17 protein-coding genes are annotated in these 20,991 nt (G+C 72.3%); 6 read left to right on the forward strand and 11 right to left on the reverse strand.

All coding sequences use genetic code 11. The features are described from left to right. Window positions 1–3: 3 nt before the first annotated feature. From OG928_RS11910 to OG928_RS11920, 3 genes are read right to left on the reverse strand one after another with little or no spacing between them, the layout of a single operon-like run. Entirely contained in the window at window positions 4–1,002 is a 999-nt protein-coding gene (locus OG928_RS11910; protein ID WP_406282827.1) for an ABC transporter permease, read from the reverse strand. Further along, window positions 999–1,949 (reverse strand): ABC transporter permease, encoded by a 951-nt coding sequence (locus tag OG928_RS11915; protein WP_406282830.1) that lies wholly within the window; start codon window positions 1,947–1,949, stop codon window positions 999–1,001. The genes OG928_RS11910 and OG928_RS11915 overlap by 4 nt, the downstream gene beginning before the upstream one ends. Continuing rightward, window positions 1,949–3,568: an ABC transporter substrate-binding protein gene (locus OG928_RS11920; RefSeq protein WP_406290918.1), complete on the reverse strand. Its 1,620-nt coding sequence runs from the start codon at window positions 3,566–3,568 to the stop codon at window positions 1,949–1,951. The genes OG928_RS11915 and OG928_RS11920 overlap by 1 nt, the downstream gene beginning before the upstream one ends. Before the next feature lie 166 nt (window positions 3,569–3,734). On the opposite strand from OG928_RS11920, the gene OG928_RS11925 reads away from it, so the two are divergent. The 3 genes from OG928_RS11925 to recQ all read left to right on the forward strand — a co-directional run bounded on the left by OG928_RS11925 (window position 3,735) and on the right by recQ (window position 8,838). Then, window positions 3,735–4,925: a LacI family DNA-binding transcriptional regulator gene (locus OG928_RS11925; protein ID WP_406282833.1), complete on the forward strand. Its 1,191-nt coding sequence runs from the start codon at window positions 3,735–3,737 to the stop codon at window positions 4,923–4,925. Window positions 4,926–4,948: 23 nt separating this feature from the next. After that, window positions 4,949–6,433 carry an aldehyde dehydrogenase (NADP(+)) gene (locus tag OG928_RS11930; RefSeq protein WP_406290919.1) on the forward strand — a complete coding sequence of 495 codons (1,485 nt, stop codon included), beginning with the start codon at window positions 4,949–4,951 and terminating at the stop codon, window positions 6,431–6,433. 341 nt (window positions 6,434–6,774) lie between these two features. Further along, window positions 6,775–8,838: a DNA helicase RecQ gene (gene recQ / locus OG928_RS11935; RefSeq protein ID WP_406282836.1), complete on the forward strand. Its 2,064-nt coding sequence runs from the start codon at window positions 6,775–6,777 to the stop codon at window positions 8,836–8,838. 52 nt (window positions 8,839–8,890) lie between these two features. On the opposite strand, the gene OG928_RS11940 is transcribed toward recQ, so the two are convergent. The 3 genes from OG928_RS11940 to OG928_RS11950 all read right to left on the reverse strand — a co-directional run bounded on the left by OG928_RS11940 (window position 8,891) and on the right by OG928_RS11950 (window position 11,155). Beyond that, a complete protein-coding gene (locus OG928_RS11940) occupies window positions 8,891–9,442 on the reverse strand; it encodes a hypothetical protein (RefSeq protein ID WP_406282839.1) in 552 nt (183 codons plus the stop codon). Window positions 9,443–9,645: 203 nt separating this feature from the next. Next, on the reverse strand, window positions 9,646–10,368 hold the full coding sequence (locus OG928_RS11945) for a hypothetical protein (RefSeq protein ID WP_406282842.1): 723 nt from the start codon (window positions 10,366–10,368) through the stop codon (window positions 9,646–9,648). 142 nt (window positions 10,369–10,510) lie between these two features. After that, on the reverse strand, window positions 10,511–11,155 hold the full coding sequence (locus OG928_RS11950; RefSeq protein ID WP_406282845.1) for a Crp/Fnr family transcriptional regulator: 645 nt from the start codon (window positions 11,153–11,155) through the stop codon (window positions 10,511–10,513). Window positions 11,156–11,301: 146 nt separating this feature from the next. On the opposite strand from OG928_RS11950, the gene OG928_RS11955 reads away from it, so the two are divergent. Then, complete coding sequence (locus tag OG928_RS11955; protein WP_406282848.1) at window positions 11,302–11,940, forward strand: transcriptional regulator; 639 nt, start codon at window positions 11,302–11,304, stop codon at window positions 11,938–11,940. A 102-nt stretch (window positions 11,941–12,042) separates the two neighbouring features. Here the strand turns inward: OG928_RS11955 and OG928_RS11960 are convergent, their stop codons facing one another. The 5 genes from OG928_RS11960 to OG928_RS11980 all read right to left on the reverse strand — a co-directional run bounded on the left by OG928_RS11960 (window position 12,043) and on the right by OG928_RS11980 (window position 19,030). Continuing rightward, the gene (locus OG928_RS11960; RefSeq protein WP_406282850.1) at window positions 12,043–13,263 is read right to left on the reverse strand and encodes a CapA family protein; all 1,221 of its coding nucleotides are present in this window, start codon (window positions 13,261–13,263) and stop codon (window positions 12,043–12,045) included. Window positions 13,264–13,779: 516 nt separating this feature from the next. After that, window positions 13,780–14,610: a sirohydrochlorin chelatase gene (locus tag OG928_RS11965; protein WP_406282853.1), complete on the reverse strand. Its 831-nt coding sequence runs from the start codon at window positions 14,608–14,610 to the stop codon at window positions 13,780–13,782. 125 nt (window positions 14,611–14,735) lie between these two features. After that, on the reverse strand, window positions 14,736–15,293 hold the full coding sequence (locus OG928_RS11970; protein WP_406282856.1) for a putative glycolipid-binding domain-containing protein: 558 nt from the start codon (window positions 15,291–15,293) through the stop codon (window positions 14,736–14,738). A gap of 86 nt (window positions 15,294–15,379) precedes the next feature. Then, entirely contained in the window at window positions 15,380–17,131 is a 1,752-nt protein-coding gene (locus tag OG928_RS11975) for a hypothetical protein (RefSeq protein WP_406282859.1), read from the reverse strand. A gap of 129 nt (window positions 17,132–17,260) precedes the next feature. After that, the gene (locus OG928_RS11980; protein WP_406282862.1) at window positions 17,261–19,030 is read right to left on the reverse strand and encodes a hypothetical protein; all 1,770 of its coding nucleotides are present in this window, start codon (window positions 19,028–19,030) and stop codon (window positions 17,261–17,263) included. Between the two features lie 325 nt (window positions 19,031–19,355). Here OG928_RS11980 and OG928_RS11985 point away from each other — a divergent pair, with 325 nt between their 5' ends. Continuing rightward, the gene (locus OG928_RS11985) at window positions 19,356–20,090 is read left to right on the forward strand and encodes an SDR family NAD(P)-dependent oxidoreductase (RefSeq protein ID WP_406282865.1); all 735 of its coding nucleotides are present in this window, start codon (window positions 19,356–19,358) and stop codon (window positions 20,088–20,090) included. Then, the gene (locus tag OG928_RS11990) at window positions 20,087–20,842 is read left to right on the forward strand and encodes an SDR family NAD(P)-dependent oxidoreductase (protein ID WP_406282868.1); all 756 of its coding nucleotides are present in this window, start codon (window positions 20,087–20,089) and stop codon (window positions 20,840–20,842) included. The genes OG928_RS11985 and OG928_RS11990 overlap by 4 nt, the downstream gene beginning before the upstream one ends. Window positions 20,843–20,991 lie beyond the last annotated feature (149 nt).

Below are 20,991 nucleotides of genomic sequence, written 5' to 3' on the forward strand. Positions count from 1 at the left end.
GGATCACCGCTCCCGCTTCGCGACTCGGTCGGCGATGCCCTCGCCGACGATGCCGAACGCGACGACCGCGACGACGATGCACACGCCCGGGGCGAACGACGGCAGCAGCACGTTCTGGAGCAGCGCCGACTGGCCCTCGTTGATCATCGATCCCCAGTCGGAGTCCGGGGGTTGGACGCCGAAACCGAGGTAGGACAGCGCGGCGAGGTCCATCAGCGCGTAGCCGAAGTTGATCGCCGACTGGGCCAGCACGGTGGGCGCGATGTTGGGGATCAGGTGCTTGACGCAGATGGTCCAGCCGGACCAACCCTGGACGCGATAGGACTCGATGTACGGTCGGGCCTTCTCCTGCGCGGCGACCGAGCGGACCAGGCGACCGACGTACGGCGTGTACGCCACGCTCATCGCGATCACCGGCGCGGTCAGCCCGCCGCCGAAGACCGCCACGAACAGGATCGCGATCAGCAGGCCGGGGAACGCGAACATCATGTCCATCGAGCGGGACAGGACCGCGTCGATCCAGCCGCCGCGCCACGCGGCGGCGACGCCGAACACGATGCCAAGGGCGGTGGACAGCACCACCACGAGCAGCGGACCGAGCAGGCCGGTGCGCGCGCCGTGGATGAGCCGGGACAGGATGTCGCGGCCGGACTGGTCGGCGCCGAGCAGGTGGTCGGACGTCGAGCCGGCCAGCGTCGCGGACAGGTCCACGGCGTTGGGGTCGTACGGCGCGATCAGCGGCGCGAACACCGCGATCAGGACGAGCAGCGCGAGCACGACCACGGCGCCGACGAACAGCGGGCCCTGGCGCAGCGCGCGCAACGCGCCGAAGCCGGGCCGGCGAACGACCCCGCCGGCCTTGCCGGTCCGACCGAGGTTGTCGGCCTTGCCGCTCTCGCCCCCGCCACTCATCCCGCCCGCGCCGCTCCCGCCGGGCGTCTCGCCGGGCATCCCGGCGGGCGTCTCGCCCCCGCCGGTCTTGTCGATCGAAATCTTGGTCACGAGGCACCTCGCCCGGTCAGGGAGACCCGGGGGTCGACGAGCGGTTGCAACAGGTCCACCAGCAGGTTGACCAGGACGAACGCGGCCACCGTGAGCAGCGTGATGGCCTGCACGACGGGGAAGTCCTTGACGTTCACGGAGGTCACCAGGAGCGAGCCGACCCCGGGAACCGAGAACGCCGTCTCCACGATCGACGTGGTCACCAGCAGGCCGGCGAGCATCGTGCCGCCGACCGTGACGATCGGGCCGAGCGCGTTGCGAAGCACGTGTCGCCGGACCACCTTCGACTCGGCGACGCCGCGCGCGCGGGCCACCTCGACGTGCTCGCGCGAGAGTTCGTCGAGCATCGAGGAGCGGGTCACCCGGGCGAGCAGCCCGGAGAGCGTGAACGCGAGCGCCACGGCCGGCAGCGTGAGGTGTTCGACACGCCCGCCGAAGCCCGAGCCGCCGCCGAAGGTCGGGAACCAGCCGAGCTTGACCGAGAAGAACGACACGAGGCCGATCGCGGCGACGAACGAGGGGGTCGCGGTCGCGACGCCGGTGGCGATCAGCACGAACTTGTCCACGAAGCCGGGGCGCAGCGCGGCGATGATGCCCAGCACGACGCCCGAGACGATCACCAGCACCGCCGCGTAGGCGATCAGGAACGCCGTCGTGGGCAGGCGCGAGGAGATCAGGTCGGCGACGTCCTGGCGGAACTGCACCGAGCGGCCGAAGTCGCCGGTGCACACGTCGCCGAGCCACTGCGCGTACTGCGACAGGAACGGGTCGTCCAGGTGGTACTGGAGACGTATGGCTTCCTTGGCCTCCGGCGTCGCCGGGTGCCCTTTGAGCAGGAAGGTCACCGGATCCCCGGGGGCGAGGTGGATCGCGCTGAAGACCAGGAACGAGGTCACCAGCAACACCATCGCCAACCCGAGGAAACGGCCCAGGAGGTGACGCGCCATCAGCCTGCGGCTCCGACGGTCGCGGCCCACGGCCAGTACAGCTGCGCGATGCCGGGCGCGGCGCCCGTGATGCGCTTGTTCATGAACACGTTGTGCGGCGGCTCGAAGAGCGGGATCGCGGTGAGGTCGCGCAGCGCGATGTCCTGCAGCTTGGACGTCAGGTCCGAGCGCGCGGCGGGATCGGCGGTGCCGGCCGCCTGCTCGTAGAGCTTGTCGTACTCGGGGTTGGAGTAGTTGCCGTAGTTGGCGAACGCCCCGGTGACCATCGACTCGTAGAACTCCAGCGGATCCGGCGTGTTCGTGTAGCCGCTGGTGACGACCAGGTCGATGCCCTTGCGCGCCTCGGGGTCGGTGAACAGCGCCGTGTAGGCGTCCGGGGTGACGGTCTTGAGCTCGATGTCGAGCCCGATCGACTTGCCGGCAGCCTGGATGGCGTTGGCCGAGACGGTGATCTCCGGTGCGAGCGGGCTGGTCGCGAGCACGATCTTCTTACCCGAGCCGCCCCCGGCCTCCGCGACGAGCTTCTTGGCCGCGGCGAGGTCCTGCTTCACCGGCGGGAGGGTCGCGAAGTAGTTCGGCGCCTTCTCCGGGGCCAGGCCCCACGCGCTGATCGGGTTGAGTCCCTTGGCCTCGGTGGCGACCCCGCCGGCCGCGGCCTTGATCAGGCCGGTGCGGTCGATCGCCATGGACAGCGCCTGACGCAGCTTCAGGTCGCCCATGGTGCCCTGCATGTTGGTCACGGCAAGCAGGTAACTGCCGGTGCTGGGACCGAAGTAGAGCTTGCCGTTGGGGGTGTTCCGCAGCCGCGCGAACGCGCTGGACGGCGCCATGTATCCGCCGTCGACCGAACCCGAGATCAGCGCGTTCACGCGCGCGGACGGGTCCTGGATGAAGACGAACTTGAACGCGTCGGCCTTCGCGACCAGCTTCGCGTCCCAGTACTTCGGGTTCTTCTTGAGCGTGATCGAGTCGCCCGGGGTCCACTTGTCCAGCGCGAACGGCCCGGTGCAGTTCACCCCGCCCTGCGGGTTGCCGTAGTCCTTGCCGGCCTTCTCGATCGAGGCGGCGCTCTCGACCGTGCCGGGCGAGGCCGCGAGCAGCGAGTTGAGCAGCGCGTCCGGCTTGGTCAGCTTGATCGTGACCTGGAGTGGCCCGGTGGCGTCGATCGAGGCGACGTTGCGGAAGGCGGTGCCCCAGGCGGACGCGAGTTCGGGGTCCAGGTGCCGCTTGAGGCTGGCCACCGCGTCGGCGGAGGTCATCGGCGTGCCGTCGTGGAAGGTGACGCCCTCGCGCAGGTTGTACACCCACGTGAGCGGGTCCGGGTTGGTGTACGAGGCGGCCAGGCCGGGCTCGATCTTCATGTCCGGGGTGGTCCGCAGGAACTGCTCGCAAACGTTCGCGAGCACGGTGTTGATCGGGTAGTCCCAGGCGTACAGGTAGTCGAGCGTCTGCGGCTCGGCGTACAGCGACCAGGACACCGAGGGGATGTTGCCCTTGGCCGCGGGGGTGTCCGGACTCACCTGGAAGCCGCCACCGGGATTCGCGTTGTCGGACTTGCCGCCGGAACAACCGGCCACGGCCGCGGCCGCGACGGCGACCGCTGCGACGGATCGGAGCATACGCAAGAGAACCCACCTCTTCCAGGGGGTAGCGGGGCGCTGAAGTTCTGTGGAGTATTTATGCGGGACCGTTCCCGCACAAGGGTTTGCGGGAACGGTTTTCTAAAGGTCATGGCGCTGTAACAGGTGCGTGACTCAGGGATCGCGGGCCGGCAGCATGTGGGCTATGACCACTTCATCGCGAGGCGGCGGCAAGCGGCCCGCGCCCGTGCCCCGGGTCCGACTCGTCGACGTGGCCCGGGAGGCGGGGTTGTCCAAGACCACCGTCTCGGCCGCGCTGAACGGCACCGGCCGGCTGTCCGACGCGGTGCGCCTGCACGCGCAGGAGACCGCGCGCAGACTCGGCTATCGGCCGAACGCGACCGCTCGGCTGCTGCGCGCGGGGCACGCGCGACTGATCGGCTACGCGGTGCGCGAGTACATCGACTCGCCGTGGTCGTACATGGAGTCGCCCTACTTCGCCCAGCTCACCAACGCCACCGCGAAGGCCGCGTTGAGCCATGGCTACGCGTTGGTGCTGCTGCCGACGCACTCGGAACGGGACGAATGGGCGGACCTGCCGCTCGACGCCGCCGTGGTGGCCGACCCGGTGGCCGGCGACCCGCTCGTGGAGGACTTCCTCGCGGCCCGGATCCCGGTCATCTCGGACCGCCGCGTGGAGGGCATGCCCGGCGCGCACTGGGTGGACATCGACCACGACGCCGCGGTGCGCGGCGTGCTCGACCACCTGGAGGCGGGCGGCGCGCGGCGGATCGGCGTGGTGGGCGCGCACTCGACGGCGCTGTTCTACGAGCAGGCGCTGACGGTGTATCACCAGTGGTGCCGGGAACGGGGACTCACCCCCGTGGTGGACCTGACCCCGCGCCCCGGCAACCAGGCGACGCGCGCGGCGATCGACCGCATGCTGGACATGGCCGACCGGCCCGACGCGCTCTTCGTGCTCACCGAGGCCAGCCCGCCACTGATCCTGGAGACCATCCGGGCCCACGGCTTGAGCATCCCGGACGACCTGCTGATCGTGTGTGTCAGCGACGACCCCACTGCCGCCGAGACCGACCCGCCGATCACCACCCTCAGCCTGCGCCCGGTCGAAATAGCGTCCGCGGGCATCGAGTTGCTGATCAAGGCGCTGGAGACGGGCGATCCGGCACCGACGGGACTGCTGGTCCCAACCCGCCTGGAAGTCCGGGGGACTTCGCGACGGAGCCGATCCGGGCCGGGCCCCTCACCTACCCTGGACCCGCCGCCGGACAACCCCGACGGCGCACCGGAGACACCGCGCAACACCCATGCCGAGAAGCCGCTTGACGCCCCATCAGGCAGTCGGGCCGGCGCTACCCCGGAGGGCACCACGTGACCGAGTCGACTCCGACTCCCGCCATGGCCGACGTCGTACAGGGCCGCAGCCCGCGCACCGGCGACCCCGTCGGCGACCCACTGCCCGCGAGCACCCCGGCCGACCTCGACCGAGCCGTCGCCGCGGCCCGCGCCGCCGCACCCGCGTGGGGCGCGCTGACCGGGCCCGAACGGGCCGACGTGCTCGACGCGATCGCGGACGCGCTCGACGCCGCGCGCGCCGAGCTGGTCGCGGTCGCGGACGCCGAGACCGCGCTCGGGGAGGCCAGGCTCACCGGCGAGGTGGGCCGCACCTCCGGGCAACTGCGGATGTTCGCCGGCCTGCTCCGCGACGGCGCGCACGTCGACGCGGTGCTCAGCCCGGCCGACCCCGCCATCGGCCGCCCCGACGTGCGCCGCATGCTGCATCCGATCGGCGTGGTCGCGGTGTTCTCGGCGAGCAACTTCCCCTTCGCGTTCTCGGTCGCGGGCGGCGACACCGCGTCCGCGTGGGCGGCCGGCTGCCCGGTCGTGGTCAAGGCCCACGAGGCACACCCCGCGACCTCGGCCGCGGTCGCGCGCGTCGTGCGTACCGCGCTCCTTGGGGCGGGCGTGTCCGAGGACGTCCTCGGCCTGGTCGCGGGCCGCGCCGCCGGCGGCCCGCTCGTCGCCCACCCGGGCATCGCCGCCGTCGGCTTCACCGGCTCGCTCGCGGGCGGCCGGGCCCTGTACGACCTGGCCACGCGGCGCCCCGACCCGATCCCGTTCTTCGGCGAACTCGGCAGCGTCAACCCGGTCGTCGTGCTGCCGGGCGCGGCCGACGAACGCGCCGACGAGATCGCCCGGGGCTACGTCGGCTCACTCACGCTCGGCACCGGCCAGTTCTGCACCAACCCCGGCCTGCTGTTCGTCCCCGAACACGCCAAGCTGCTCGACGGCATCACCGAGCACGCCCGCGCGGCGACCGGCGGCGCCATGCTCTCCGAGCGCATCCGTGACACGTACGCCCACGAAACGGCGGGCCGCGCCGACCGCGAGATCGCCCGCGGCACCGCCGCGGACGACGCCTGGGCCGTGGCCCCCGTCGTGTGGCACGCCACCCTCGCCGAGTTCACCGCGAACGCCGCCGAACTGACCGGGGAGACCTTCGGCCCCGCCGGCCTCGTCGTCACCTACACCGACGAAGACGCCCTGGTCGACGCCCTCGCCGCGGTCCCCGGCAGCCTCACCGGCTCGGTCCACGCCACCGAGGCCGACCACCCCCTCGCCGCCCGCGTCGCCGCGACCCTGCGCCCGCGCGTCGGCCGCCTCGTCCACAACGGCTGGCCCACCGGCGTCGCGGTCTGCTGGGCGATGCACCACGGCGGCCCCTGGCCCGCCACCACCGCCCCCGCCCACACCTCCGTCGGCGGCACGGCGCTGCGCCGCTGGCTCGTCCCGACCGCCTACCAGGACTGGCCCGACGCGCTCTTGCCCGCCGAACTCCGCGACGCCAACCCACTCGGTGTACCCCGCGTCGTACAGCCCTGACCGGGTGCCGGTGCCGTGGCCGAACGGTCACGGCACCGGCACCCACCCGGCACGACGCGGCGGCCCCCCGCACGATCGCGAAGGTCCGCGTCCTTCGCTCAGGAAATGGCCGGGTCCTTCGCTCGGGAATGGCCCGGTCCTTCGCTCGAAAATGGCCCGGTCCTCGGCGAACGCGCCCGCGAGCGCCTCCGGGAACCCGAGCCGCGCGACGATCCCCTCTGTGGGCGAAACCCGACCCTCGGCCGTCTCGATCGGCCCGTGTTCCCGGCCCGATCCGCACGCCGGCCGCCGATGTCCACAGGTCGGCCCCGCGTGTCGTGGCGACCTCTTAGACTGCTCCGATGACAGCGCTCGACGACGGTCCTCAGATCAGCGAAGCGCTGCAGGTTCTGCATCGCGTCTTCGGTTACGACTCCTTCCGCGGGAATCAGCAGGAGATCATCGACCACGTGATCGAGGGCGGCGACGCCCTCGTGCTCATGCCCACCGGTGGTGGGAAGTCGCTCTGCTACCAGATTCCCGCGCTGGTCCGAAAAGGCGTCGGGGTGGTCGTCTCGCCGCTGATCGCGCTGATGCAGGACCAGGTCGACGCGCTCACCGCGCTCGGCGTGCGGGCCGGGTTCCTCAACTCGACGCAGAACCCCGACGAGCGGCGGATGGTCGAGTCGGAGTTCCTCGCGGGCGAACTCGACCTGCTCTACCTCGCGCCGGAGCGGCTGAAGGTCGACGCCACCCTGCGGCTCCTGGACCGGGGCACCGTCTCACTGTTCGCGATCGACGAGGCACACTGTGTCGCGCAGTGGGGTCACGACTTCAGGCCCGACTACCTGACCCTCTCCCAGCTGCACGAGCGCTGGCCGGACGTCCCGCGCGTCGCGCTCACCGCCACCGCGACCGAGGCCACCCACGCCGAGATCGCCTCGCGGTTGAACCTGCAGCAGGCCCGGCACTTCGTGGCCAGCTTCGACCGGCCCAACATCCAGTACCGGATCGTGCACAAGGACAAGCCGCAGAAGCAGCTGCTCGACCTGCTCCGCGCCGAGCACCCCGGCGACGCGGGCATCGTCTACTGCCTATCCCGGGCCTCGGTGGAGAAGACCGCCGCGTTCCTGGTCGACAACGGCATCGACGCCCTGCCCTACCACGCCGGGCTCGACTCGCGCGTGCGCGCCGCCAACCAGTCGCGGTTCCTGCGCGAGGACGGCATGGTGATGGTCGCGACCATCGCGTTCGGGATGGGCATCGACAAGCCCGACGTGCGCTTCGTCGCGCACCTGGACCTGCCCAAATCGGTCGAGGGCTACTACCAGGAGACCGGCCGCGCCGGGCGCGACGGGCTGCCGTCCACCGCGTGGCTGGCGTACGGCCTCCAAGACGTGGTGCAGCAGCGCAAGATGATCGACGGCTCGGAGGGCGACCTGGCCCACCGCCGCCGGCTCGGCGCGCACCTCGACGCGATGTTGGCGCTGTGCGAGACGGTCGAGTGCCGGCGCGTCCGGCTGCTCGCGTACTTCGGCCAGGAGAGCACCGCCTGCGGCAACTGCGACACGTGCCTGTCGCCGCCGGCGTCCTGGGACGGCACCATCGCGGCGCAGAAGGTGTTGTCGACCGTGTGGCGGCTCAAGCACGAACGGCGCGGACAGAAGTTCGGCGCGGGCCAGATCGTCGACATCCTGCTCGGCGCGAAGACGGCCAAGGTCATCCAGTTCGACCATGACACGCTCCGCGTCTTCGGCATCGGCACCGAGCTCGGCCGGACCGAATGGATGAGCGTGGTAAGGCAGTTGCTCGCGATGAAGCTGCTCGCCGTCGAGCCCGCGTTCAACGCTCTCGTGCTCACCGAGGAGAGCGACGAGGTGCTCGGCCGCCGACGCGAGGTGTTGCTGCGCCGCGAGCCCGAGCGGCCCGCCCGGGCCGCGAAGGCCGCCAAGGCGGCCAAGTCCGGCAAGGGCAAGGCGGCCCCGATCGAGATGCCGGCGGAGGCCGTCCCGGTCTTCGAGGAGCTGCGCACGTGGCGCGGGGCGACCGCGAAGGAACAGGGCGTACCGGCCTACGTGATCTTCCACGACGCGACGCTGCGCGAGATCGCCACGACCAGGCCGACCACACTCGCCGAGCTCGGCACGATCAGCGGCATCGGCGAGAACAAGCTCGCGAAGTACGGGCAGCCGATCCTGGACACCCTGGCCGGCAGCACCCCGGCAGCGCCCGCGGCCAAGGCCGCACCGGCGTCCGGGACCACCCGGGCCCCCGCGGCCGAACTGATCCGCGAACCCGTGGCCGAACTCATCCGCGAGCCGCTGCCCGACTACCAACCCGACTACGAGCCGGACTTCGAACCCGACTTCGAGCCGGAGCCCGAGTACTACCCGGAGTTCGAGCCGGACCCCGACCACCGGGGCTGACCGACGCGCAGGCGTGGCCGGGACGCGAAGTCCCCGCCACGCCGATCGGTCGTCAGCCCTTGTCCGCCCCGGGGGCCGCACCCGGGCCCGCGTCCGGCTCCGCCGCCGTGTCCAGCTCGGCCAGTTCCGCCATGAACCGCTCGATCACGTCGCTGTCGGCCACCACCGAGCCGACCGGCTCGCCCAGCACCCGGCCCGCGAGGTCGGTCGCGATCAGGCCCAGCTCCGCGTGCAACGACGCGGCGGCGAGGGAGACGTCCGCGTCCAGCCGCTCGTGCCCCGAGGTGACGAGTTCATCGCGGATCCGCTGACCCTCGGCGCGCGCCTCGGCCATCAGCCGGGCACCCTCCTCGGCGGCCTGCTGCCGAATCAGCGCGGCTTCCTTGCGGGTTTCGACCATCTGCGCCCGCAGTTCGCGCAGCGCCTCCTCGCTCTCCTCCTGAATGGCGGTGGCCCGATCGAAGCCGCCTTGGAGCGCGTCGTGCCGCTTGGCGATCGTGAGGGCGATCCGCGGCAGCAGCACCTTCGCGAAAACCGTGAACAGCAACACGAAGAGGATGAATCCGACGATCAGTTCGGCCAAGTCCGGCTTCAGAGGTCCCATAACCCCAAATCTTCGAACTCCGCCGAACACAAAGCAAGCCGCCGCCACCCGATCGAGCCGGATCCCGCCCACGACCGGCGCCGGCGCCCGGATCACGCAGGCGTCACCGACCGACGAACGGCCGTGCCCCCACACGGCCGTCCCCCGGCATGCCGATCACCGCCGGGCCTCTCCCTCCAAGGCCCGCCGGTGTCGGCAGTCCTTCAGGCCTCGTCGCGCGAGCGCCCGAGAGTGTCCCCACCCACCACGTCACCGCGGTCGACGAACCCGCCGTTGAAGCTGAGGCTTCTGTCCGGCCCCCCGCGCCGGACAGCCGCCCCGCGCCTCTTCGGCGGTGTCGCCACGTGATCGGTGTCCGTGGCGGGTGGACGCTGATAACCGGGTACGTAGACCCACGCGCTCTCGTCGACCTCCTTGGCCAACACGTGGACCTCCCCGTATGTACTGCGCTCGAGCCCGCCGCGCTCGGGCACCACGACCGCCTCGTGCCATGGGTCCGAGACGATCAGCGCGAGACAGGCCCGATCGGCCGCGGCCAGCACGTCGCGCAACGGGTCGGCGTTGACCAGTCGGCACGCGGTGTTGATCGCGCTGCCCGACCAGCCGCGGGTGTCCTGCACGACGTCGCCCGCGTGCAGCGACACCCGCAGCCGGATCCGCGCCTCGTCGCTCGCGTGCCGGTCGTGGTTGCGCAGTCCGGCGTGCAGGCGATCGATGAACAGGTCGGTCAGATCCTCCTTGGGCACGTTCGGCGGGATCAGCAGGATCGCCCCGTCGCCGCGATCCTCGACCACACACGCGTCCCAGGCGATCCCGGCCGATTCGAGTGCGGAGTGCAGCAGTTCGTACAGCCGCCCTCGCACCCACTCCTGTGTCACGTCCGAACGCCTGCCGAACCGCTCGACATCGAGCACCAGAATCGACATGTATCGCGACTTGGCTCCCACGGATTCCCCCTCGCCGCGCCGTGCGCTTTCCGATGCCCGCGCTTTCCCTGCCCCGCGCTTCCGCCCTCTAGAAGTACCCTCGCGACGGCCCGCCTGTACGCGTCAGATGACACACAACGCGTTATCCGTCGGCCCATTCGCGCAGCGCGGGCGGATCGGGGATCCGGATGCTGCCCCGGCGGGTCTCGACCAGGCCGGACTCGTGCAGCACGCGCAGTGCCCGCACCACGGATTCGCGCGAGACGCCGATCGCGTCGGCCAGTTCCTGCTGCGTGGTACGGATCACGCACGAACCGTCGGCGCCGCCCACCGTCCGGTCGGCCAGCGCGCGGGCCACCCGACGGCCGGTCCCCAGCGCGCCGTACTCGACCCGCCAGCGGTCGGACTCGCGAATCCGCTGCACGGTGCGGACCAAAACGGCGTACACGAGCGGGGCGTTCGTGTTGAGCAGGTCGCGAAAGCGGCTCAACGGTACGAGTACGGCCATGACGGGCCCCAGTGCGACAACGGTCGCGGACCGTCCGCGCCCGTCGATGCACGCGAGTTCGCCGACGAGTTCGCCCGGGCCGCGCACCGCGATGGTGACCGCGGAACCGTCCGCGGTCGCGCGCTCGATCTTGACCTGGCCGTGCTCGATCAGCACGACGTGGCGCGGGTGGTCGCCCTCCATGAACAGCGCGTCACCGCGGTCGTAGCGCAGCCGCCGCCCCGCTTCGCGCAGCACGTCGCGAAGTTCCTTGGGCAACTCCCTGCCGTCTTCGACCACGTCCGCTCCCTCTGTCGGCCCGTGCCGCCAGAGCCTAATGACGCGGTGTGGCATTGGGCAGTCGTTCGGTTGCCTCGCGGTTACGATCGGGCCGACGATCGCGCCCGAGCCGGAGGCGGGATCACGACGAGTCGGACGGTGGCGCGATGGACGCACGGATGCTCTACACACAGGTGGTGCAAAACCTGACCGCGGATTCGACGAACCGGTTCGTGGAGCACGCCGAGGCCGGACCGGTCCCGGCCGACGCGCTGCGGCGGATCGCGGGCGAGGAGTACCGGATCATCTCCAGCGACCGCCGCTCGTTCGCCCTGCTCGCGGCCCGATTCCCGGAGGCCGCCCCGCTGTTCCTGACCCTCGCGGGCGGCGAGGGCCAGGCGTTGCAGCTGCTGATGCCGTACGCGGACGCGGTCGGGATGACCGCGGCCGACCTGGTGGCATACGAGCCGCAGGCCGACGCCCAGGGCTACCCGCACCACCTGGCCTGGCTCGCCCAGTTCGGCTCGCGCGCCGACGTCTCCCTCGCCCTGCTCGCCAACTTCGGCTTCTGGGGCGGTTATTGCGGCCGCTTCGGCCGGGCGCTGCGCACCCACCACGAGCTGACCGAGGATCAGGTCGCCTTCTTCACCTTCTTCTCGTCGTTGCCGCCGGGCTTCGAGGACGCGGCCCTGACGCTGCTGCAGACCGGCCTCGACGCCGGCGACGACCAGGAGGGCGCCAAGATCGCCGCCCGCATGATGCAGAGCTACGAACTGGCTTTCTGGAACGCCCTCCCCCTCGACTGAAGGAGCGACCGCCCGAGCCCGCAAGCACCCGAACCCTCAAGCACTCGGGTACCCGGGCAAGCGGGCAAGCGGGCAAGCGGGCAAGCGGGCAAGCGGGCAACGCTAAGGCTTCGCCTCCGCCAAACCCGCCCCCGCCGCGCCCTCCGACAGGACCGCGTCGCTCACCGTCGTGCGCACGGTCTCCAACTGCGCCCGCGTGCCCTCACCGGTCTGCGGATCGGCGAGCGCCTTGTTCACGTCGACGATCCGGAACGGCGGCCCGGGGTTCGAGAACAGCGGCCGGAACCGCGCTTCGGTCACGCTCCACCCGCCCGCCGCGTCGCGCGAGAACGTGAACTGCCCGGCCGAGCTGTAGTTGCCGCGCGGCTTGTCCGGGAAGTTCGCGAGTTCGTCACCCATGCCGTAGATCACCCACGTGCCGTTGACCTTCTCGTACGCCTGCGGCACATGGTTGTGCGTGCCGATGATGAGGTCGACGTCCTTGACCCCGTCGTGCGTCGACGCGGTCAACTCCCTCGCCAGCGTGCGCTGTTGCTCGTCCGGCTCGCGTTGCCACTCGGTGCCCCAGTGCACGCTGAGCAGGACCACTTCGGCACCGGCGGCGCGGGCGGCCCGGGCCTGGTCGATCATCCGCTGCCGGTCGATCACGTTCACCACCCAGGGCTTGTCGGCGGGCAGCGGGATCCCGTTCGTGGAGTACGTCCAGGACAGGTGCGCGACCTTGACGCCCTTGACGTCCAGGATGGTCGGCGCGGCCTCCTGCTCGTCGCGCGCGCTGCCGGCGTGCCGCACGCCCGCCGCGTCGAGGGCCTCCAGGGTGCGCTGGACCCCCTTGAAACCGCCGTCGAGGGTGTGGTTGGACCCGGTCGAGCAGCTGTCGTACCCGGTGTCCGCGAGCGTCTGCGCGATCTGCGGCGGCGCGGCGAAGATCGGGTAGCCCGTGAACGGGCCCTCGGGCGGGCCGTACGGGGTCTCCATGTGACAGATCGCCAGGTCGGACCGCTGCACCAGCGGTACGACGTCCGCGAAGATCTCATGGAAGTCCTGCCCGGAACCGCCCGCGTCGCGCTGCGACTGGGTGATGATCGTGGGGTAGGCGAGTACGTCCCCCGTGGTCGTCAGGGTAAAGCTCATCGGTTGCTTCGCGGCCGATCCCGACGACCCCGGTGGCGACGTCGCGGGCGGCGCCGGGACCCGCCCCGGTTGCTTGCGCACCGCGTTCCCGGTGCTGTCCGAATCCCAGACGAGGGTGATCAGAGCGGCCAGCATGCCGACCATCACCAGCGCGATCGCGACGCGATGTCCCTTGTATGACATGTGCATGGCCCCGTGTTCCCCCTCCACGTGGTGAACAGCCCGATCACGGCCGTTCGGGGGAACCCTCTCGCACGCGGGTCACAGTCTCCATACCTGTGGGGCCCGCCGCCGCGCCCTGCGCCCTCGGCCGGCACGTCGCGACGAGCCTGCTCGTACTCGCTCTCGCGGCCCGCCTCGCGCCGGGTGTGCCGTGCCACGCGCATGCGGAACTCCTCGCCACGGATCGGCGCCGCCAAGCGCCTGCACTACCGAGACATTGATCCGAACGCCAATCGATCGGCCAGGCGTGACCCCGCGCGCCGACGTCGGCCGCTCGCGGCCCTGACGACGGCGGGCCTGCGCTACGACCCGCTCGTGCGGCCGCCACACCCACCCGCGGCGGTACGCATCGCGCGGCGGATCCACGGCATCCGACAAAGCGGCGCATGGGACGGGGGGAACCATGCGCCGCCTGGCGCGCCGACGCGACGCCGCACGGCATCGGCCGCACGACATCACCCGCCGGGCGTCGGCCGCCCGGATCTATCCGCACGCCTCCAGATACTTCTGCAGGACCAGCTTCGCGATCGACGTGTGCGCCCCGATCGGCTCCGCGGCCGTACAGCCGGCCTGTTCGGCGACCGCCGCGATCCGCCCGGACTCGATGTCCGGCCCGAGCACGTGCGGCGCGAGCGCTATCGACGCCGCGCCCATCGACCGCAGTCGATCGGCGGCGGCCAGGACCGTCTTCGGATCGCCGAGGTCGGCGGTCATCACCGGCAGCGCGAGCCGGGCCGCGAGCAGCACGCCGGTCACCTCGGCGGCCGCGACCGCCTCGGAGCCGCCGTCGGTGACGAGCACGATGCCCTCCGCGGCGGTGGCGACGCTGAACAGGCGGGCCCGGTCGGCCCGCGCGAGGCCGGCCTCGGAGAGTCGCTCGTGCAGCACCTCGGCGAGCAGCGGGTGCGGGCCGAGCACGCCGCAGCGGATGAACTCGCCGGCGTTCGCCACGAGCACCGCCTCGATGCGCGCGGACACCTGGGCGTTCGGTCCGAGCAGCAGCGGGACGACGACAGCCGACGGCTCGCCCTTCAGTACCGCCGCCAGATCGGTGTCGTCGGCTTCTATCACCACCGGGCGGATGTCGAGGCCGGGCAGGTCCGCGCCCGCCAACAGCGCGACCTCGGCGACGAGCGCCGCGAGGGCCTCGTTCGCGGGGCCGGGCACGGCGAGGATCAGTGGTTTCGCGGCCTCCGGCAGTTCGTGTGAGTCGGGACGACGGTGCCGACCGCCCTGACGGGGTTGCGGCACCCGGGTGGGCAGACCTGGAGTGCGTGCGGGCAGCGGGGACGCTGCGTCCGAGGAGGAGCTCATGGGACCGAATTTTATGGAACCCGACCAAAGCCTTCACAGCCGGACGACAAGAGCAACAGGACTGTTACGGCCAAGATCGCCTCCGGCGACCGCGCGGACCGCCCGAAACCGCGTCGCCGGCGCGCTCAGATCCGGGTCGCCAACTGCGGATAGTCGACGACCAACCCCTCGTGATCCACGAGCAGATCGCTGCTGAAATCGCCGGACTCGTACCGCACGCGCGCGCCTTCGGGCTCGACTCCCAAATGCGTGTACGTCTGCCAGGACGGCTTCACCACCAACTCCGGTACGGCCACGAAGGCCATCAGGAACCGGTGCCGGCCGGCCTCCTCGTGCAGCCCGTGCCGCAGGATCGGCATCGTGTTGGTGAGCGGACACAGGCCCAGGTCGCAGTCGAGGGCGTCGGCCAGGTCCGGGCGCGCCACGCCGTCCGCCGTCCACCCGTCGGGGGTGCGCCGCAGGTCGAGTCGCCGGGTCTCACCCGCACCCTGCGCGACCACCCGGAGCCGAGTCGTGACGTAGTCCTCCGCCGTCTCCAGCTGGTAGGTGAGCCGATACGAGCTCGGCGTCGTGCCCAGGGCCTCGCCCCGGGCGGTGAGCCGCGACTCCCCCAACTCGACCCACGAGGTCTCCTGTCCGCCGCTCTCGGTCACCTGCCACGTCAGTACGCGCTCATCCGTCACGTGTGCATCGGTACCCCGAATCCGGCGCGCGCACCAACGGTTTTCCGGGACCCGCCACAGCGTGCCCCCGCGGTGCCCGCCGCCCCTCAGCCGGCCGCCGCGGCGGCCGTCGCGAACAGTTCGGGCAGCGTCCCGCCGAACGACGGGGCCATCTGCGCGGCGATCACCCGGGCCTCGACGGCGTCGCCCAGTCGTTCACGGATGTACGCGGACATCCGCGCGCCGTGCGCCGCCCGCAGCGCGGGGTCGGGCGCGTACCGCTGGATCCGTTCGTACAGCTCCAACGCGCTGCCCGCCGACAGCCCGCCGGTGAACACCCGCTCGGCCAGGCCCGGGATCCGCTCCAGCTCGGTCCGCAGCCGCCGCGTCTCGTATCCGTCGACGATCGGGAGTCGGGTCCGCCACCCGGTCGCGGCGGGCCATTGCGCGCGCAACACGTCCCCGCCCCCGGCCGCTTCGACGAACACCTCGGGGCAGCCCGGGAACCCGGTCAGAAAGCGCGCCGTCGGCCCGTCGAGGGGTTCCCGGTCGTGCGCCGCCCCCATCGCCTCCCAGGCCGCCTCCGGATACGTGGGCGCCCCGATCCGAAAGCCCTGCGGAACGCGCGGCAGGTCCGACTTGGGCCACGGCTTGGCGAGGGTCCGGTCGCAGTCGGCGCGCATCCGCGCGCGTCCCGCCTCCCCCAGCGCGAGCGTCGCGCGCAGCTTCGCGGCCACCGTCGGCCGCAGCGGCAGATCGTCGACCAGGCTCTCCGCCGCGGCCGGCCCGTGCCGGTCCCACAGGCCGAGCAACGCGCCGAGCAGGATGCCGCGGTGCAGCGGCACCACGAACGGCTCGTACCGCGTGTGCCGGTACGCGTCGCGAAAGTGCGGGCGCAGCGCCTCGACGCCGCCCCGCTCCCACAGTTCGACGCACTTGGCCACGTCCAGGTTCGTCCGCTGCACCCGCAGCAGCGCGGCGCGCACAAGGGTGGGGTCGCCGGACCACAAGCCGGGGCGCCGGTAGCGCGCGTTGTTCGACAGAGTCGCCCGCTCGACCAGGGCCGGGGCGAGCGGGACCGCGCCGGCGGCGGCCATGATCCGGTTCCGTTCGAGGTCGCCGACCTTGGGATTGGCGTACACGACGGCGTTGACCTCGGAGTCGGCCAGTGCGATCAGCGCGGCGAAGGCGTCCGGGCCCGCGTGCTCGGCGGCGGCCAGCGCGAGCCGCTGCCTGGGAGTCGCCCGGCGCACGACCTCGGTGACGACCGGGCCCGGGAGCCGGGCACCGAAGTGCAGGAGGTCGAGCACGACGCGCGGGCGCAGGTGCGGCACGAGCGCGGCGAGGTGCGCGGGTGAGGCGAACAGCAGCAGTTGCCGCCACTCGGCCGCGACCGTGCGCGGCGGCGCCGGAATCGCCGCGGTGCCGCCCTCCCCGGCGGCGGCCGCCGCGACCAGGTCGGCGACCGTGCCCTGGCAGTCGGGCAGCAGGGCGAGCAACCGCGACCAGGCGCGCGGGTCGGCCCCCAGGTGCCGGTCCAGGAGCGCGGTCAGCTCGGCCATCGACCGCAGGTAGGCCATGTTGCCGTCGCCGCCGGTGTGCCGCAGGAATCGTAGGACCGCGACGGCGGGGCTCGCGTCGGCGAACACCTCCGCGGTCACCCGCTCGTCCGAGGTCCCCGCGCCCACCCGGCTCAGGTCCTTGCCGGTGCCGAACCGGATCACCGCCTTGGTCAGGGACACCGGAAGCCCGCGCGTGGCGGTGAGATGCGGGCTGTAGGCGCCCCGCACGCGGGCGAACACCTCGCCCTCCGCGGTGTCGAGTTCGGCGAGCAGCGTGAACGCGGCGGAGTAGTGCATGTCCGGCGGCCCTCTCGGAGGTCGAAGTGGTGACCCGTTCCGGGGCGAACGGGCTGGGTGCGAGGTGCGAGGGGATGCGAGGCGAGGTGATCGAGGCGCGAGGTGAACGGCCCGGAATGCGGGGCGCGTTCAGGAGTGGACGGCGCCGGCGGCGGTGTCGACCAGCTCGGCCAGGCTGCCCTCGAAGTTCGGCAACAGCCGCAGCGCGACGACGGCGAACGCGTCGTGGTCGGCCGCGCCCACCCGCGCGCCGAGCAGTTCGGCGAAGCCGTCCCGCAGCTCGCGGGCGGCCCGGGCGTCGGGCGCGATCGTGTCGCGCAGGCCGAGCAGTTCGGCGCCCAGGTTCGCGCGCGGGCCGGTCAGCAGGTCGGCGACGGGCGTCCGCCCGGCGGCGATGTTCGACGCGACCAGCTCCTCGGCGGTCGTGCGCCACCGGCTCGGGCGCGGGTCCGCCCAGGCGACCGGCGTCGGCCAGCGGCCCGGGCGGGTCAGGCCGCCCGCCGACAGGGTCGCCTCGGCCTCTCGGCGCAACTCGGGCGGGCAGCCGTCCTGCTCGGCCAACAGCGCGAACGAGCGGTCGGTGAACGGCCTGCGTCGGTGCGCCTTGCGGATCTCGTCCCAGTCGATCGCGGTGGTCTCCAGGAACGGCCAGTCGAAGCTCGGCAGGTAGTCGGCGTGCAGCCGCCGAACGAGCTGCCGGGTGCAGCTCCGCCCGGCGATCTCGGTGCGCAGGCGATCCATTCCGTCGGGGGCGCCGAGCAGTTCGCGATGGCGCGTGGCGGTCTGCTCCGCCATCCCCAGGTCGTCCACCAGGTCGAGCGCCGCCTGCGCCCCGGCGCGCTCCCACAGCCGCAGCAGGGTGATCAGGAACAGCGAGCGGTAGCGCGGGATCCGGAAGGGTTGCGGTTCGAGCCCGGTGGACATCGTCGCGATGCTGCGGGTGTGCGGACGCAGCCCCTCGACACCCTTGTCCTGCCAGATCGCCAGGCATTCGGGCAGGGTGATCGTCATCGCGTCACGCTTGAGCAACGCGGCGCGCACCAGCAGCGGATCGCCCGACCACAGCGCCGGCAGCCGGATCGAAGCCGCCCAGTCGTTGCACACGCGGGCGACGAGGGTCGGGTGCAGCGGCGTCGTCGAGGTCATGATCCGCGCCCGGATCGCCGCCCCCGTGCGGGGATTGAGGTACACCGCCGTGTTCAACGCGGGGTCGCCGAGCGCGATCAGCGCGCCGGCCACCTCGGGCCGGGCCCGGCGCGCCTTCGCGAACGAGCGGCGCTGCACGGGCGTCGCGCGTTCGATCACGTCGGCGAGCGCGGTCGGGGGCAGCCGGGCGCCGAAGCGCACCAGGTCGCGCACCGTGTGCGGGGGCAGCGCGGGCAGCAGTTCGGCCAACCGTTCCGGCGGAGCGAGCAGCAGCAACTGGCGCAAATCCACCCGCAGATCCGCCGGGATCGGGCCCAGCGGGCCCGGCCCGCCCTCGCCCGCCGCCTCGATGGCCGCGCACAGCGAACCCTCGAAGGTGGGCAGCGACGCGAGCAGCCGCCCCCAGGCCGCGGCCGAGCCGCCGAGGTGACGCTCCATCAACTCGCCGAGCCCGCGCGTGGCTTCGGTGTACGCGCGGGGATTTCGGGGGGCCAGCGCGCGCAGCTTACGCAACGCGGGCAGGGCCGGTCCGGTGTAGAGCGCGGCGAGCAGACCGCGCGGCAGCCCGAGGTTCCCGGCGATCGCGAACAGCGCTTCGTCGTCCCCGCGCCGGAGCGCGTCGCGCACGACCGATCGCGGTACCGCCTCGGTGTCCCGGAGCGCCGCCGGCATGTCGTCCCGCATTCGTGCGAAGATCGACCCGTCGACGTCGTTCATTTCGGCCAGCAGCGCGATGATGGCGGTCTTCGACACTCGTGCACCCTCCGTGGCGTCCTCACCAGGACGCTACGGGGTCAGGCCGACAACCACTCGGCCTAGGTGCACATTGGCAGGCAGCCCGTCCGGGAGCCCGGTATCCGACCTCGCGAGCGGATCGGCCCGCCCCGCGGCCCGCAGCCCGAACCCCGCAGTCCGAACCCACGGCCCGCAGCCCGCAGCCTCGAACCATGCGTGACGACCGGGCGGGCGGGACCGGACCCGCTCGGCCTCCGACGACCCGACCGGCAAATCTGACGCATGGTCAATTCTCGCTCTCCGTGGTTGCATCGAGGTGTCGATCACCAGCTTCGGAGGTCTCGTGGCAGAGCGTTTGGCCATCGTCGTCGGCGCGGCCGCAATGGGCGAGGCGGTCGCGGAGCGGCTCGCCCGGGACGGCTACGACCTGATCCTGTGCGATCCACGCGACCCCCGCGAGGCCGCCGGGCGAATCGCCAAGGCGGGCGGCACCGTACTGCCCGTGTCCGGCCCGCTCGAGGATCCCGAGGAGCTGTGCCGCACGCTCGCCCCCGTGCTGCGCGAGGCGGGGCACGACGCGGTGGACGCGATCGTGTACACGCTGCTGCCCGACGACGCGTTCACCCCGCGCGCGCTGGCCGGGTTGTCCCCGGCGCAGTGGCAACGGCTCGCGGAGGACCCGGTCCGGCACGGCCTGACGGTGCTTCAGCCGGCCCGCGAGCTGCTGCTCCCGCGCACGGGTCGGTTCGTCCTGGTGCTGCCCTCGGTCGCCCTGGAGGGCGCCGCCGACCTGGTCCCACTGGCCACCGCCGCCGAGACGCTCCGCGCGCTCGCGAAGTCGGCCGCGCGGCGCTGGGCGGCCGACGGGATCACCGTCAACTTCGTCACCCCCGACGTGTTCGCCTACGGCGCGGAGCACTTGCGCGGCACCGACGTCGACCGCGGCGAGGCCGTCTTCCGCGAACCGAGCACGCCGCGCGACGTCGCGGACGCGGTGTCCCTGCTGCTCGACCCGGCGGCGGCACGGCTCACCGGGACCACCCTGATCGTCGATGGAGGAGCGCTGATGACGCCGTGAGCGAGCACGTGGTGCTGGTGACGGGTGCGGCGGCCGGCCTCGGGCGCGGCATCGCGCTGGCCCTGGCCGCGGCCGGTTCGACGGTCGTGGTGACCGCGCGGCGGCTCGCCGCCGGCACGGAGGTGGTCGAGGAGATCACCGCCCGCGGCGGCGCGGCGTGGGCGACCGAGTGCGACGTCACCTCGGCGGCGTCGGTGCATGCCGCGATCGAGGCGACCGCGGACCGCTTCGGCCGGCTCGACGCGGTCGTGCACAACGCGACCTCGCGGCAGTCCAGCCGGCCCGTCGACTTCGAGCACGCGCGCCCCGACCTGTGGCGCGAGCACGCGGACGTCTCGCTCACCGGCTCGTTCACGGTGGCCCGGGCAGCCCACCCGCACCTGCGTGCGACGGGGGGCGCGCTGCTGCTGTTGACGTCGCCGGCCGGCATGCGCGGCAGCGCGAACCTGTCCTTCTACGCGGGCGTCAAGGGCGCGCAACGCGGCTTCGTCAAGGCGCTCGCGCGCGAGTGGGGACCGGAGGGCATCCGGGTGAACGGCCTCGCCCCGCTGGCCGTCACGCCCGCGCTGGCCGCCGCGTTCGAGGCGGATCCGACGATGGAGTCGCGGATCGCGGACCGGGTTCCGCTGCGCCGGGTCGGCGATCCGGAGACCGACATCGGCCTGCCCGCGGTGTTCCTGTGCGGCCCGGGCTCCCGCTACGTCACCGGCCAGACCCTGATCGTGAACGGGGGCCGCGACACGTTCCTGTGAGCCGGCCGGGCGTCCCGCCCCCGGCCCTGTCCGGGGGATCCGGGCGGTCCGCGTTAGCACGCGCGAGACCTGCCGGCAAGGGCGAACTCCGTGTAGTAACGGGACGATCACGCGTCTAATCTGACCGAGTTGCCGATGGGAACGAGGGG

Source organism: Embleya sp. NBC_00896, from assembly GCF_045207785.1.
Taxonomy (GTDB): Bacteria; Actinomycetota; Actinomycetes; order Streptomycetales; family Streptomycetaceae; genus Embleya.